17 protein-coding genes and 1 riboswitch are annotated in these 14,529 nt (G+C 40.1%); of the genes, 9 read left to right on the top strand and 8 right to left on the bottom strand.

Translation table 11 applies throughout. The features are described 5' to 3' along the window. Positions 1-40: 40 nt before the first annotated feature. The 3 genes from ACTWPF_RS02255 to ACTWPF_RS02245 all read right to left on the bottom strand — a co-directional run bounded on the left by ACTWPF_RS02255 (position 41) and on the right by ACTWPF_RS02245 (position 2,677). Positions 41-1,237, bottom strand: coding sequence for an MFS transporter (locus ACTWPF_RS02255; RefSeq protein ID WP_443148172.1), 1,197 nt, complete (start codon positions 1,235-1,237; stop codon positions 41-43). A 160-nt stretch (positions 1,238-1,397) separates the two neighbouring features. Then, positions 1,398-2,009, bottom strand: coding sequence for a superoxide dismutase family protein (locus ACTWPF_RS02250; RefSeq protein WP_199848499.1), 612 nt, complete (start codon positions 2,007-2,009; stop codon positions 1,398-1,400). A 152-nt stretch (positions 2,010-2,161) separates the two neighbouring features. Further along, positions 2,162-2,677, bottom strand: a complete 516-nt coding sequence (locus ACTWPF_RS02245; RefSeq protein WP_106898133.1) for a DoxX family protein — start codon at positions 2,675-2,677, stop codon at positions 2,162-2,164. A gap of 424 nt (positions 2,678-3,101) precedes the next feature. On the opposite strand from ACTWPF_RS02245, the gene ACTWPF_RS02240 reads away from it, so the two are divergent. The 6 genes from ACTWPF_RS02240 to ACTWPF_RS02215 all read left to right on the top strand — a co-directional run bounded on the left by ACTWPF_RS02240 (position 3,102) and on the right by ACTWPF_RS02215 (position 8,071). Next, positions 3,102-3,833, top strand: coding sequence for a hypothetical protein (locus ACTWPF_RS02240; protein WP_238017769.1), 732 nt, complete (start codon positions 3,102-3,104; stop codon positions 3,831-3,833). 16 nt (positions 3,834-3,849) lie between these two features. Beyond that, positions 3,850-4,248, top strand: a complete 399-nt coding sequence (locus ACTWPF_RS02235) for a GntR family transcriptional regulator (RefSeq protein ID WP_106898135.1) — start codon at positions 3,850-3,852, stop codon at positions 4,246-4,248. Between the two features lie 2 nt (positions 4,249-4,250). Further along, complete coding sequence (locus ACTWPF_RS02230; protein ID WP_106898136.1) at positions 4,251-5,102, top strand: ATP-binding cassette domain-containing protein; 852 nt, start codon at positions 4,251-4,253, stop codon at positions 5,100-5,102. A gap of 21 nt (positions 5,103-5,123) precedes the next feature. Further along, on the top strand, positions 5,124-6,062 hold the full coding sequence (locus ACTWPF_RS02225) for an ABC transporter ATP-binding protein (protein WP_106898137.1): 939 nt from the start codon (positions 5,124-5,126) through the stop codon (positions 6,060-6,062). Beyond that, complete coding sequence (locus tag ACTWPF_RS02220; RefSeq protein WP_443148171.1) at positions 6,055-7,293, top strand: ABC transporter permease; 1,239 nt, start codon at positions 6,055-6,057, stop codon at positions 7,291-7,293. Before ACTWPF_RS02225 ends, ACTWPF_RS02220 begins: the two co-directional genes overlap by 8 nt. A 238-nt stretch (positions 7,294-7,531) precedes the next feature. Then, the gene (locus ACTWPF_RS02215; RefSeq protein ID WP_443148170.1) at positions 7,532-8,071 is read left to right on the top strand and encodes a flavodoxin family protein; all 540 of its coding nucleotides are present in this window, start codon (positions 7,532-7,534) and stop codon (positions 8,069-8,071) included. Positions 8,072-8,108: 37 nt separating this feature from the next. Here the strand turns inward: ACTWPF_RS02215 and ACTWPF_RS02210 are convergent, their stop codons facing one another. After that, a complete protein-coding gene (locus tag ACTWPF_RS02210; protein WP_443148169.1) occupies positions 8,109-8,288 on the bottom strand; it encodes a hypothetical protein in 180 nt (59 codons plus the stop codon). Between the two features lie 380 nt (positions 8,289-8,668). Between ACTWPF_RS02210 and ACTWPF_RS02205 the strand changes: the two genes are divergently transcribed. Continuing rightward, complete coding sequence (locus ACTWPF_RS02205) at positions 8,669-9,778, top strand: N-acetylmuramoyl-L-alanine amidase (RefSeq protein WP_443148168.1); 1,110 nt, start codon at positions 8,669-8,671, stop codon at positions 9,776-9,778. A 28-nt stretch (positions 9,779-9,806) separates the two neighbouring features. On the opposite strand, the gene ACTWPF_RS02200 is transcribed toward ACTWPF_RS02205, so the two are convergent. Both ACTWPF_RS02200 and ACTWPF_RS02195 read right to left on the bottom strand, forming a co-directional pair. Next, entirely contained in the window at positions 9,807-10,307 is a 501-nt protein-coding gene (locus tag ACTWPF_RS02200; protein WP_161464957.1) for a GNAT family N-acetyltransferase, read from the bottom strand. Continuing rightward, entirely contained in the window at positions 10,297-11,349 is a 1,053-nt protein-coding gene (locus ACTWPF_RS02195; protein WP_106898143.1) for a MerR family transcriptional regulator, read from the bottom strand. The genes ACTWPF_RS02200 and ACTWPF_RS02195 overlap by 11 nt, the downstream gene beginning before the upstream one ends. A 123-nt stretch (positions 11,350-11,472) precedes the next feature. On the opposite strand from ACTWPF_RS02195, the gene ACTWPF_RS02190 reads away from it, so the two are divergent. Continuing rightward, on the top strand, positions 11,473-12,750 hold the full coding sequence (locus tag ACTWPF_RS02190; RefSeq protein ID WP_443148167.1) for a hypothetical protein: 1,278 nt from the start codon (positions 11,473-11,475) through the stop codon (positions 12,748-12,750). A gap of 45 nt (positions 12,751-12,795) precedes the next feature. On the opposite strand, the gene ACTWPF_RS02185 is transcribed toward ACTWPF_RS02190, so the two are convergent. Both ACTWPF_RS02185 and ACTWPF_RS02180 read right to left on the bottom strand, forming a co-directional pair. Next, complete coding sequence (locus ACTWPF_RS02185; RefSeq protein ID WP_443148166.1) at positions 12,796-13,110, bottom strand: DMT family transporter; 315 nt, start codon at positions 13,108-13,110, stop codon at positions 12,796-12,798. Then, positions 13,110-13,451, bottom strand: a complete 342-nt coding sequence (locus ACTWPF_RS02180) for a DMT family transporter (RefSeq protein ID WP_106898146.1) — start codon at positions 13,449-13,451, stop codon at positions 13,110-13,112. The genes ACTWPF_RS02185 and ACTWPF_RS02180 overlap by 1 nt, the downstream gene beginning before the upstream one ends. Before the next feature lie 199 nt (positions 13,452-13,650). Next, a riboswitch (guanidine-I (ykkC/yxkD leader) is annotated at positions 13,651-13,750 on the bottom strand. Between the two features lie 193 nt (positions 13,751-13,943). Between ACTWPF_RS02180 and ACTWPF_RS02175 the strand changes: the two genes are divergently transcribed. Then, positions 13,944-14,510: an AAA family ATPase gene (locus ACTWPF_RS02175; RefSeq protein ID WP_443148165.1), complete on the top strand. Its 567-nt coding sequence runs from the start codon at positions 13,944-13,946 to the stop codon at positions 14,508-14,510. Positions 14,511-14,529 lie beyond the last annotated feature (19 nt).

Genomic DNA, 14,529 nt, shown 5'->3' with positions numbered 1-14,529 from the left:
GCTAAAATCCACAGATTCTAGCATCCTTTTTTAGTATTCGTTAGTTTTCTACGTACCGAGCTCGTGCCTTTAACAGCAAGTAGACATATAGAATGATAGAAAGAAGTACAGATCCAGCTGCGGTTAAATAAATAATTGCATAACCGAGTTGAAAAGCGAGCTGTCCAAATACGATAGCTCCAAGTCCGACTCCTAAATCAAAAAAGGAGAAGAACGTAGCATTGGCCATTCCTTTTCGATTATCCGGGGCCTTATTAACAGCCCATGCCTGTAGCGCTGGCTGTACACTGCCAAATCCCAATCCATATAAACCTGCCGCAATAAGCAGCGCAAGAGTGCTAGGAAGCCAAGAAAGCAAAAGCATGGCAATAAAAATTAATACCGTCCCAGGTAAAAATACATAGATATGGCCTCGTTTATCATAAATTTTACCCGCAAAGGTTCGTGAGAGCATAAGAAAAATAGCAAACACTAGGAAGTATAAACCGATCCCTTCGATTCCTTTCTCCTCTGCATATAATGGTAAAAAGGATGCTATCCCTCCGAATGTTACCGTAATGAAAAATAATAATACTGCTGGTTCTAAAGCTGTTTTCTCAAATATATCAAATTTCACCGTAGTAGATTTAGCAGGTGATTCTTCTACCATTTTATATTTAATTTTTGCTGATAGTAAAAAGGCAACAAGTCCCAATGCAGCACAGATAAGAAACAACTGTGTGAAGGAGATGATCCCTGCCAGTTGTAGACCTAATGCAGGTCCAAATGCCAAGGCAATGTTCCCTGAAAGGCCAAAGTATCCCATCCCCTCACCACGGCGCTTTTCAGGAATCAAATCTGTTGCAATGGTACCTGTAGCAGTGGTCGAGAAGCCCCAGCCTACTCCCTGTACAACGCGCATAACCAGTAATACTGCAATACTACTAATAATAGAGAAGGAGGCCACTGAAATAACGAAGATGGCAAGCCCTGTCATGTAAACAAATCTCCTGCCCTTCGAGTCAAGCGCATGACCGGCATAAGGCCGTAACAACAGTGCGGAAAAAGTAAAAATACCTACAATAATACCAATTAGTTGATCACTTCCCCCCAGTTCATTAACAAACAGTGGAAGTGTCGGTAACGTCATTTGAAAGCCAAGAAATATAAAAAAGTTTGCAAGGCATATTAGAAAAAAGTCCTTCGTCCAGATTTTATCTGAAGAAGATTGTGCGTTCATCGCTTTTTTTGTATCCATCATGATCGCCCTTTCTTCGATACTCGAAATATAGTATACAGGAGATGACCGGCAAAAGGAAGGTACGAATAGATGGTATCTATAGGATTTTAATAGTGAGAAACAAAGAAAACATACTATTATCCACCCACTAAAAAAGCCCGGATCCTCCGGGCTTATCTTAACCGCCAATAACGCCACACGCGACTCGATCACCTGCGTCACCTGACGGCTGGGAAGCGTAGTCATCTGCTCCTGCATGGATAACTAATGCTGTACCATTTTCTTTAAAAACCGAATTCAGCTCCCCATTTTTTAGGGTAACCTTTTCTGCAATTATCTCTGTATTTACCCTTCCATCCTCTGCCACTTCAATATTACGCAAATCACCAGCATGCGATCCATCCTGATGCTCTATACCATGCTTGGTATCCTCTGGGTTGTAATGACCCCCTGCTGACGTAAAGTCTGGCGCCTTGCATTCCCCCGTTTCATGAATATGGAACCCGTGTTCACCAGGAGAAAGTCCTTGCCCTTCCAATTTTATTTTCACGTAATCATCCTCTTGCGTTAAATTCGCAACTGCTACCACATCTCCAGCAGCATCTTTAAGGGAAACCAACACCTCTTCTTCAACTACACTCGCGACATCCTGTGTTTCCTTGTTTTCCTTCTTATCGCTTTCATTGCTATTGCTGCCTTGTTCCTGTTTGGTCTCATCCCCACCACACGCCGTTAGGAGAAGGACTAAAAAAGTCAAACCAGAAAATATGTACATCCTCTTCACATTCATTGCTCCCTTCCTTCGTTATAGCCCTATTTATTTCCATTTAGGGAGCATTTAAACGTTAGAAGTCCTGCTTTGATTGGCGGACACATCAAAGCCCGGGTTTCAACCGGGCTTTTTTCGATTTACTCGCTCTTAACACTGTTATCGTTTTTTGACTACGCGACAGCTAATTCTTTTTTCTCTTTCTTATTACGACGAGGCTTATGACTTTTCAAGAATGGTACAACCCATCTGTCTAAACCAAATCTTCCGGCGTTATACCCTGCAGCTATAATAAATACTGTGAGTAAAACCATTTGTGCATTGGTGCTTACGGTTCCACTAAATAGGAAAGCGAAATTCATTGTAATTGCCATTAATGCTGCAAAGTTTGTAAAGATTCCTAAAATCAACGCTGCTCCTACAAGAATCTCACCCCACATAACCATGAAGCTGAATAAGCCTGCGTTTGGAAGAGCAACCGTTTCTAGGAAAGTGGCCCACCAGCTTTGCACAGCTGGGTGATCTCCACCAGCACTGTTAATAGCACCTTGTATAAACCCAGTTGCATCAAATCCTCCACCTGTTAGTTTTCCCCATCCACCTGTTAACCATTGATATCCAAGATACACTCTCAAGAACGCTAAAATAGCTGCTGCAACACTGCTTTTTCTAATAAAGTTGTTCATCATTTTTACCGACTCCTTTTATTTAAGATGATTGCTCAATGTTTCACAATATATTGTGTGTTTCCTTCTTACACTTATATCTTAGCATCATTTTCCAATAAAAAAAGGTGATTGCTCACTGTTTCACAATTAAGACATAAAGTTGTGGCAAAACTGTGTCGTGGTGCGTTTTATCTTGAAAATATGACGTGTAAAATGAGGGAAAGGCCCTGGTAGAATGCACATCATTAAGGCTATGACGGACAAATCGAGAGAAATGCCTTGGCAGATTGTACATCATTGAGGCTATGACGAGCAAAACGAGTGAAGAATCCAGATAAAATGCACATCACCTGTTTTATTTCAAAACACTCTTGACTTTTAATCTACTACAGACATATACTGTGTATATAAATATATACAGTATAACAGTTAAGGGGTTGAGATTATGTCAGAATGGAATCAAGCCTATCAGCTCGCTAAGCTTGAGCTACAGGCTTCAAAACTTAGTTTTATCTACGGATTTGTGCTCACGATGTTCGTAACACTATTCCTTATTACCACATTGCCATCTTATTTGGACAATGGGTACGTTGGTTATGATTTCTTTTTTCTACTTTTATTTTCTGTTGGTGCTATTTGGGCAAAACCAAAGGAATTTCAAATTCAAAAGGTTAGTGGTGTCCTCCTAGCATCACCCATTTTAATGATGCAGCTGGCATTACCTATAAAGCGTTCTGTGTTGGTGAAAAGCAGGTTTATCATTCAGTTCTTTTACTCTATACCATATCAACTGCTTTTCTTAATCGCCTTCTATATCTTTTCTCCAATTACCAATGTATTAAGTACACAAGAATATTTAGCTTTTGCGGCATTATGGTTATTGATTGGCATATTTTTGGGCTCGGCCCTGCCAGTAGCAGACGCCGGGGATACGAGTAAGCTTACTACAACAGTCGCTGGGTCTATTTTTGCCAGTTTAATTTTACTCATTGGCTCATTCACGATCCTTACAACTGTGCATGTCAGCACAGGAGAAGGTCCCGTTTATTGGAGTTTAGTAGCGATTGGAAAGGGACCTGTCGCCTCTCTAGCTGTTGCATTACTACTTACCGTTGGGGCAATGGGATATTGGATTTCCTACATGAAAAAACGAATAGGGAAACAGGACTATCTATAAAGGAAGGATGTTTACAATGGAGTTACCAATAAGCCTTTCCAAAACTTCTCGTGAACCAATTTATCATCAAATTGAGAACCAAATAAAAGCGCTCATTGCTGGTGGTTATCTAAAGGCCGGGTCTCCACTTCCTTCCATTCGCCTTATGGCAAAGGATTTAGAGACGAGTGTCATCACGATTCGCCGTGCCTATCAGAATTTGGAATACCAAGGATTTATCCAGACAGAACAAGGCAAGGGTACCTTCGTAGCAGAGGTTGCCAACGAAAAGAAACAACAGATTAAGGTAACAGCCGTCTATCAGGCGTTTGAAAGTGCCTTAGATGTCGCGCTCAGCTACGAGTATACAGTAGATCAAGTGAAAGAAATATTCGCGGAAGTTATAGAATCTCGCAAGCCTAAAGGAGATGCATAAACATGAAGGCATTAGCAGAAGTAAAACAGGTACAAAAAAATGTGGACGAATTCAAACTTGGTCCAGTAAGTTTAGCGATTGAAGCCGGGACAATAACAGCATTAGTAGGAACGAATGGCTCTGGAAAAAGTACGCTCCTTAAGCTGATGATGAATCAAGCTAAAGCAGATGCTGGCAATATTAAAATCCACAACATGTTTGTGAACGGTCTTAATGAAGAGTGGAAAACCCATATCGCCTACCAGCCACAAACGATGATTGGTTGGGATGCCTTTTCTGGCAAAGCGTTAAGAGAATTTATTGCACCATTATACCCGGCATGGGATGATCAGCAATTTAACGATATTATTCAAGCCTTTTCTGTCCCATTAAATAAGCGGTTTGGAAAGCTCTCTCAAGGAATGCAACAAAAACTTATTCTTGCGTTAACTGTTGCGAGAAACACCTCCATCCTACTTCTTGATGAACCAACAGCGTTTATGGATATTCCCTCCAAGCAAAAGTTTATTGATTTGCTTATAGAATGGATGGAATCAGGGGATCGTGCCATTGTCATGAGCACACACCAAGTTAACGATATTATGAAACTTGCTGACTACCTGTGCGTATTACAAGAGGGAAAATGGATGGGGACTTATGAAAAAGAAACGATTCAACATATGTATTGTCAATACTGGATGAGGGACGCATTACCTTCAGAGTCCCTACCCGGCGAAGTTTCCAGGGAAGGAAACCAGTTTATTACAAGCAAACCAGAAGCAATGGAGGCATACATGCGAGAACATGACCTCCATTGCGTAAATCAGAAAACGTTGGACCTTGAAGAATCCCTCAGCCTATTACTAAATAAATAAGAAAAAGAAAGGAAGAGGAACATGGATAAAATGCTCTCCGTTTCAAATTTGGGGAAGGCTTTTAAAGACAAACAAGTAATTTCCAACATCTCTTTTGAAGTACACAAAGGGGAAATCATGGCTATCCTAGGCCCTAACGGTGCCGGCAAGTCTACCACCATACGCAACATTATGGGAATCATGTATCCAGATGAAGGAAGTATTCACTTTCAAAGTACCAATGGGAAGGAAATTCCAAGACATCGGATTGGTTACCTTCCCGAGGAACGAGGTTTATATAAAAATGTAAAGGTAATGGATATTCTTCTATATTTGGCTGATCTCAAAGATTATCCACTAGATAAGGCGCGTACGAGAGCACTTGAATACTTAAAAAAGTTCGACTTGGAAGGAAAGGATAAGGTTTCTGTAGAGGAACTATCTAAAGGGATGGGGCAAAAAGTACAATTTATTGCTTCGATAATTCATGAACCAGAACTACTCATTTTAGATGAGCCATTCTCCGGGCTGGATCCTGTTAGCCAGGAATTATTTAAAGATGAAATTCGCAATTTAGCAAAGAATGGAACAGCTATACTTCTATCTTCTCACCAAATGAACCTTGTAGAAGAAATGGCTGACCGTTTATTCATGATTCATCGGGGAAAAAAGGTTATTTACGGGACGATGGACGATGTGAAGCTAGAGTATGCCAACTTCAAATGCACCATTCATGGGAATAATGACCCTAAACAATTAGAGTTACTACCAGATGTTCAGCGAATTGAAGTAAATGAGGGAAGTACCATCCTCTATTTGGATAAAGATGTTAACCCAAATCAATGGCTTAAGCAGCTACCAGAAGATCTACAAATACTTGAACTAAAAATAAACAGAGTGTCCTTGCACGAAATCTTTATTGATATAGCATCAGATAAAAACCTCTTACAGGAAAAGAAAGCAGGTGAAGTGTATGCGTAACACGATGAAAGTCGCCAAATGGGAAATCAAGCGAAACATGAAAAACAAATCTTATATTATTGGCCTATTGTTAACTCCACTCCTTATAATCGGATTTATGGTGATTAGTAGCTTCTTTGATGATTCCGAGGAAGAAACATCAGATTCGGCAACGGTATTTGTTAACGACCAACTTGGTGTATATGACGACATGGCAAGCACGTTAGAAGAAACAGGTATTAGTTGGGACTTCATGCAAACAGATTTAACAGAGGCTGAAGCACAAGAAGAACTAGAAAACAGTGAAGAAACAGCCTATGTGTTCGTGGACCAGGAAGGCCTTGAAGAAGGAGCATTATCTGTTTATACGTCCGAAGATATGGACTCCTTCTTTATGAGTGAGGTTCAGGTCTTAGCAAGTCCTATTCAAGCGAAGCAAATAGAAGAACTAGGATTAACAGAGTCCCAGTTTGAGGGTATCTCCCAAGGTGTTCAATTCGTAGAAGCTGGTGACGACACGGCTACAGAGACCAGTGAAGGTAGCTTAGTAGGAATGGATGAAAATCCATTACAAACCTTGGTACCTGGAATATTTGGTGGCTTTGTCCTATTATCCGTTGTCTTTACAGGGATGGCTATTTTCCAAAGTGCTTCCCAAGAGAAAAAAGATAAGATCGCAGAGATCATTCTGTCTTCGCTAACGCCAACTGAATTGATGCAGGGAAAGATTATCGGTTATTTCGCTTTAGGTCTCATTCAAACGCTTGTCTCTACAGTACTTCTATTGCCAGTTTTTATGTGGCGACTAGATGAACCGCTTCTAGAATATTTATTAGTTCCAGAGCTTGCATTGTATCTACTTATTGCAATTCTTGGCTATCTCCTATTCGCTTCTATCTTTGTAGGTATTGGAGCGACGATGGCTGATGTTACAACTGCAGGAAACTTCCAAGGCTTTGTCATGATGCTACCGTTTTTACCATTTGTCTTTATCGGGCCTGTATTAAGTGACCCAAGTGGACTTATGGCCCAAATAGGTACCTATATTCCATTCACATCGCCTGCAGTCCTGCTGCTTCGCTTAACCACACTAGAAGAATGGCCATGGATTGAAATTGGAATCTCCTTAGCTATTCTTGCTATAAGTGTTTGGGCATTTATGAAACTGGCAGGAAAAATATTCAAAGTGGGTATCCTGATGTACGGAAAAAATGCGACCCCAGGGGAAATCATAAAATGGCTTAAAGCTTAAATTGTAAAAACGGGAGTGGGAAGCCTCTCCCGTTTTTCAAATCCACGGTCACGACTCCAACCCCCATTATAGGACTTTTTTAACCTAACTAGAAAAGAACTTTACTTCTAAATTACATTATGATGAATAAACTTAATTAGACCGCTACTATATACCTCAATGTATGAAACTTATCCTCCAACCACTGTTATGGTAGCAATAGTATGCAGCAAAGCTCGAAAAACAAGGAGGGTATATAATGAAGATCGCTGTATTTCACGGCTCCACAAGAGAAAAAGGAAATACGGAATATCTAGCTTATCAGGCCGTACCAAAGGATAAGGCCACCCATTTCTATTTAAGGGATTATGAGATTCAGCCTATTACAGACTTACGCCATTCACCAGAAGGGTTTCCAGACACACAGGATGATCATTTACAATTGGTTGATCAAATGCTCGAACATGACATCATTGTTTTTGCTACCCCTATTTACTGGTATGGAATGGCCAGCCCACTAAAAGTATTTATTGATCGTTGGTCCCAAGTAATGAGAGATACGAATTATGCCCATTTCAGAGAAGAATTGGGCAAAAAGAAAGCCTACTTCATTCTTGTAGGCGGGGACCAACCAACTGTAAAAGGCTTGCCCCTTATACAACAACTGACATACATCTGCCAATTCTACGGTACAAAAGTGGGAGGCTATGTCATTGGAGAGGCCCGGAAGCCTGGAGCGATAGTAGATGACCGCCGTGCACTGGAAGCTGCTTCAACGTTAATTAGCGAACTTCAATAATTTCTATTAAAACAGCTGCCCGCTTGGACAGCTGTTTTTAGTTTACCTTCGCTTCTCTTTTCTTCCACATGTAGTAGTTGTAACCTACATTTAATGCCCCCAACACAATCAGGACTCCCATTACCAATAGCTTGAAGCCTAGCCCTACAGGTGTAAAATATAAAACGACTCCTAAAAATAAATAGGCTGGCGGGATTGTCCACAAGTCTCTAATCATCTTTCGCCTATAACTTAACTTATAATAAAATATCCGCCGCCCTTTGTCTGTTTTACTGGATTTCCTGAATGCCCACGAGAGAACCAGTACAATGAGAAACGAAAGTAAGACTGGAAATAGGTTCCACATGGAAAATGACTCAAAGAATTCTAGTGTACGCTTACTAATACTATTCCTCCTAAATATATATGGGTTTTGCACGCTTTAAAAAGTTCTTCTTACCTAAACATATTCTACAATGGTCCTCCTTTTCCTGCTTCCTTCTCATTTCTTACTATATTCTAGTCCTTCCGATTTGTTTTCTATAAAGCACGTTTAATTTCTAGCAATCTAGGAAAATACTATGCCATAATAAAGTTATTCAATTAAAGGAGGCTATCATGAAGATTAGTAAAGCACTTATTATTTTTATTGTCTTAGTCGGAACCTTTATCTCCCTACCAAAACAAGGGAGTGCAGAAAGTGGTGACGTCTATGAAGTTGGCGACATTGTATTAAACGTAAGAAGTGAGCCATCTAGCACGGGCCCTGTAATCGGCAAATTACATAAAGGAGACCAGGTAATTGCCTTTAATGAACATTATGGCTGGCTACAAACCTATTATGATGGCGAGGAAGCATGGGTTGCAGCACATTATTTAACCAAGAAAAAAGAGAACACCATTACAAAAAATGAATCTCAAGAGCTTATGGTAACAGCTCAAAGTGTTTATATCCGTTCAGGCCCAGGTACAGACTTTGCCATTGTGGGTTCTACCACTATAGGTGATACATACAGCATGGTAGAGACAGAAGCTGATTGGTACAAAATTCAACTACACGATGGGTCAACGGGATGGATTGCCTCGTGGTTAACGGACAAGTCGAGTAAGGCGGACGCTTCCGAGGAGCAAACCGGCAAGAAGACGGGAACTGTTCCCGAAGAGGTAAAAGGGGTTTCCACTAGCAGCCCTCTTGATGGTTACAACATCGTAATTGATGCAGGGCATGGAGGAAAAGATCCAGGCGCCATCGGACTAAATGGTACGGAAGAAAAAACAGTAAATAGTCAAACAGCAAGCGAAGTTGCTAAAGTCTTAAGCGCTAAGGGAGCTACTGTCATTCAAACTAGAAGCAAGGACACCTTCCTCTCTCTCGACAGGCGCGCAGAGATAAGTAACACCTATAATACGGATGCGTTTATTAGTATTCATTATAACGCGTTTCCCGTCCAATCGGTTCAAGGAATAGGTACTTATTACTCCTCCCTGAATAAAGACCATGCATTAGCAGAAGATATTCAAAATAAACTATCCGGATCTCTCCCTCTTTATAACCGTGGGTTATTTCAAGAAGAGTTTCGAGTGTTACGTAAGAATAATGCCCCAGCAATATTACTTGAGTTAGGCTTTCTCACAAATCCTGGTGACTATGCAACCATTCAGACTACCGGTTATCACCACCAGGTTGCAGAAGCAATTGCAGTCGGATTGGTAAATTATTTTCATTAAATGTAGACGGCTGTCCTTTATGGACAGCCTATTTTAAATTTATTACCTTAGAAAAAATATATTGTTCACCTGATTTGCCATCGATTCTTCGGCCCGTATCACGGAACTCGCTCTTTTTATATAATTGCTGTGCGACACCATTTGCACTATTTACAGCCAGAACAACTTCATCTATCGTTGGAAATGATTCTGCTAAAAACAAAGTGAGTAGTTCCATGGAACTTTTTGCAATACCTTTTCCTTGAAAAGGCGTTTGAACAGAATAGGCACGCAATAGAATAGCATTAGGATTTTTCGAATAGGGTCGTACCCCTTCCTTCTCATGAAGTACGAAAAATCCCGCAGGACAGGTCCCGGTTAAAATGACTACAGGGTACCGACTTGGATCTTCCTTACACTTTTTCAGTGCATCAATTGGATGCGCTGTATACTCTAATTGCTGCTTCGTTAAATGATACGATTGCATCTGAACCTTATTTTCAGCGGAATAAAACTGTAAAGATACCCTTTCCATTGCTTCAGCTTTCATTTTCAACATGCTTCCTAGCATAGATCATACTTAAAATAGAGTTAAAGTGATGCGTTTCCACCGTGTAATCATGTTTCTGCAACCAATCAACTAGTTGTGAACGATCTGCATAATACTCATCTTCTATCGCCCCAATTGCTTCAACATTGCCTTCTTCCCGAAAACTTTGCATGATATGCTGTCTATGTTCCTCATTTAAAAACATGAGGTCTGCTATACAGATTTCTCCACGCCTTTTTAGAACCCGATCCATTTCTTCCAATGCTAGCAGCTTTTCATCATCGGTTAAATGGTGTAAGGCATAACTGGAAACAATGGCATCTACCTGCATGTTCATTACTGGAAGAGCTAGAAAATGCCCCTTCCTCGTTTCAATCTCTGGATGCTTCTCTTTACAGACAGCAAGCATTTCCTCGGATTGATCTACACCAATAACTTTTGCTCCACTCACTATAAACCGTGAACCCAAATTACCCGTGCCAATCCCAATATCAAGACAAATATCACCTGGTCTTAGGTGAACCGACTCAACAACCTTATTTAACGCTGTTTCATAATCTTGATGAACATTAAATTTGTACCCATGCATTTTAATGCTTTGATCATAGTCATGGGCTTGGCTATCAAAATTCCATTTATCCTGCCAATTTTTACGCATTGCTTTAAGGGTTTTCAATTGTTTCGCCAATCCAAATAAGTCGTTGGTAACACTATCTCCTTTTCCAGCTCGTTCTGTCATCAGATCAAGGGTCTGGATCATGTCTTTCAGCTCTAACCATTGCTCATAAAGTACACCTCGCTGCACGTTTAAATAATCTTCCACTCGCATATCCTTATCTTTTAATAAGCTATGAATCGCTTCAACTGGAAGTCCCACTTCACGAAGTGACAGGATCGTACTCAATCTTATCAGGTCTTCATCATTAAAAAACCGGTACTGATTGTTCTCTTCCTTTGCAGGAGTAATAAGTCCCTTTTCCTCGTAATACCTAATTGTCCGAGTTGATGTCTCTAATTTTTTGGCTACTTCTTTTATATACATAAATCTCACAACCTTTCGTCTATTATACTAAACGTTAACGTGACGAGAAGGTAAAGCATTTTCTTTTTACCCTGTTACACCATGTTATACTAAAGGAAATTGTAGGCAAAGTGAGGACTAAACATGAATGAACAATTACAGGAGCTGGCCGACTCCTGCCAGAAAAATTATGGCCTTGATAACTATTACTTAGAAAGATACCATCTTTTTCGTGACGATAACAGCAACGTAGAAAACGCCTTTCTTTTCTCAATGGAATGGGTTCCGAGAGTCGTAGAAGGAGAAGTAGAGGAAGGGCTAAATCCTCCAGGTACTGCTGTGATTGAAATAGAACTTGAGTCGAAGAAACTACGTCATTTTACGTTTGTACAAGGTACCAATTTAGTGGAGGAACAAGCTTTTCCACAGTTAAAGGACGGCAGCGAGGCCATCATCGAATGGGTAGAAGAAACTACCGGCCTGGAATTCGGAAGACAGTTCCAGCTAAAGGAAGAAGCGGAAAACGGAATTCGCTTTTTGGCAGCAGCTGATAACATTCCCGTATTTCCTGTTGGTACGATTGAAGTAGTGTTTAACAAAGAAGGTCTGCTGTCCCAATTTTCCATGGATGGCAGTTTTCCGCAAGAAGATCAGATTAAATGGGAACCTTTCGCCCTTACCTCTTCTATTGTAGATCCCATTATCCTTAATCAGCTTCAGTTATTGGAGATTCCTATTGAAGAGGAGGAGCGTTGGCTTCCGGTTTTTGGAACTACCACTACATTCATAACCAATAACAAGCAGCATATCATCCCGTTTGAAAAAGCAGAAATGCGGGATAGCTATGAAATCGTAGATAGAAATATAAAATGGGACTTCGAGGCTACGGAAGAAACCTTCGTTCCTCAAGAGATTGACTTATCACATGAGGTGTCTTTAGAGGAAGCTTTAGCAAACAAGCCAGACGAAAATAAACGTCCTTTAACCCCAGAAGATATAGAACGGAGTTTTGAGGCTGTAGGGTCCTTTACAAAAGAAAAATACCCAGAGGACAGTGGCAAATGGAAGCTATATGCTATTTTCTGCGAACACGGTTATCTGATTGCAGAGCTCTGGCCAAGGATGCAGGATAAAAAAGTGATACAGCATAAGCTAAAGCTTTTTATTGATCCAGCCACTTACAGTGTACTCAATTTTACAGATAACGAGTTTATACTAGAGATGTTTGACCATTTCTCTGAAGCTGAATCTCCTGTGTTAACCAAGGACGAAGCATTTGAAAAATTACATAGCTATATTGAGATCACACCTGTCTATATATATGAACCTAATAGTGAAACCTATCAGCTTTGCGGTAAAGTTGACTGTTCTTACGGAGTAAATGCTGCGACCGGTGACGTGATTTTACTAGACGAACTATAATGAAAAAGCCAAGTCAATTATGACTTGGCCTTTTCTATATTGATGTTAGGAAACCAGTTTCAAACCAATTACGGCACCTAGTATCATTGTAATAAACATAATTCTCTTCCATTCTTTTGATTCTCCGTAGAGGATCATCCCTAAAACGGCGCCCCCTGCTGCACCGATTCCTGTCCAAATGGCATAGGAAATTCCCATTGGAAGTGATTTCATTGCATAGGCAAGGAATAGAAAACTAGCACCAAAGCTAATGATTAACAGAATTAACGCCTGCAGATTACGATCCCTGTGCAATTTATTTATCATGGAAACTCCAAGCATTTCAAAGATACCCGCTACGATTAAAGAAGCCCAAGCCATTATGATTCCACTCCTTCTTTTACATTATCCTTAGTAACTAGCTTCAGTCCCATTACCCCTGCCAATAAAATCAAAATTAAAATGACTTTAGGTAAGTTGAGTGGCACCTCAAAAAACATAAAATCTGCAAGGACCGTTCCAGTAGTACCAAGCCCAACAAACACTGCATACACAGTTCCTACAGGAAGTTGTTTACTAGCCATGATCATCAAGTAAAAGCTTATATAAATAGCGATTATTGTTCCAGTCCACTCCCAAATTCCATCAGCATGTTTTAAGCCGATGACCCATAAAACCTCGAAAATCGCGGCGATTACTACTTTAACCCAGTTTGCATTCATTTTAGCCGTACCTCCATTTGTATTATAAAATGAAACTGCAATCAGTGGAGGTTTCTTTCTTCCCCACTGATTGTTAGTTGAATAAATCCGGGTTTTACGTCCGTTTACTCCCACTAAAAACTCACGATTTCTCTTCATGTTTTTACGGACGGTTACACCGAGATAAAAATAAAAATGCCCGAGAGAACTATAAAATCGTTCCTCCCAGGCTTTTATCCTTCCGTGACACAGCAAAGGCTGTGAGTTTTCTCTCGGACCAGACCAACGTGTTTCGTTGCGGAACCCTAGAAAACTTATCTCATATGCTATTACCCATTATTATATATCCCATAATTAATTAGTCAAGGTTCATCCCTTTTACCTTTATACTACACTGTCCGCTCCAATTGGTAGAGTACTATGTAGAAGGAATCTAGGCTGTTTATGTTGAAGTAGTATAGTAAAGTTCTATATTAAGATTTTAATACTCTCCGTATATATGAAGGAGGAATAATGAAAAGATTAGTTATCATGACTGTTGGTAAAACACATAGTGGCAAAACTACATTTGCTAGAGACTTAGAAAAAGAATTGGATAACTCTTTCGTAATGGACCAAGACAATCAAGCAGCGTTCTTAAACACTTTTTATGCCAAACTGCAACCTGAACAAGGACCAAACATACTTAAACACAGTCTCTCTCGGTTAATCATTCATTATGCTATAGAAAATACTGATTTACATCTTATTGTTTGTAACTCAAACCGAAGCCAACAAGGTCGATTGCGTTTACTTGAAGGACTCTTTAATAAAAAACAGTTTGTTCGTATTCTGGTTCATTTTGATATCCCAGATGATGTTCTCATGGAAAGAATTGTCCATAGTAAGCGCAGCACAAATGTATTTAGAGGGGCTTTTACTAATTTCGAGGAAGTGCTTTTAAGGCAACAAGCTGAATCCCAATTAGAAGACGTCGTAGACCCTAAAGAAGAGGAAGCAGACTACCTACTTGTAATAAAGCATACCGAAGAAGTAGATTCCGTGATTAAGAGAATTGTGCAAATCTCTAAGATGTTATAATCACCTTTAAAGTAATTCA

It is taken from the genome of Oceanobacillus sp. M65, assembly GCF_052246275.1.
GTDB classification, from domain to species: Bacteria; Bacillota; Bacilli; order Bacillales; family Amphibacillaceae; genus Oceanobacillus_B; species Oceanobacillus_B jordanicus.
This window is presented reverse-complemented; position numbering and strand designations above follow the sequence as displayed.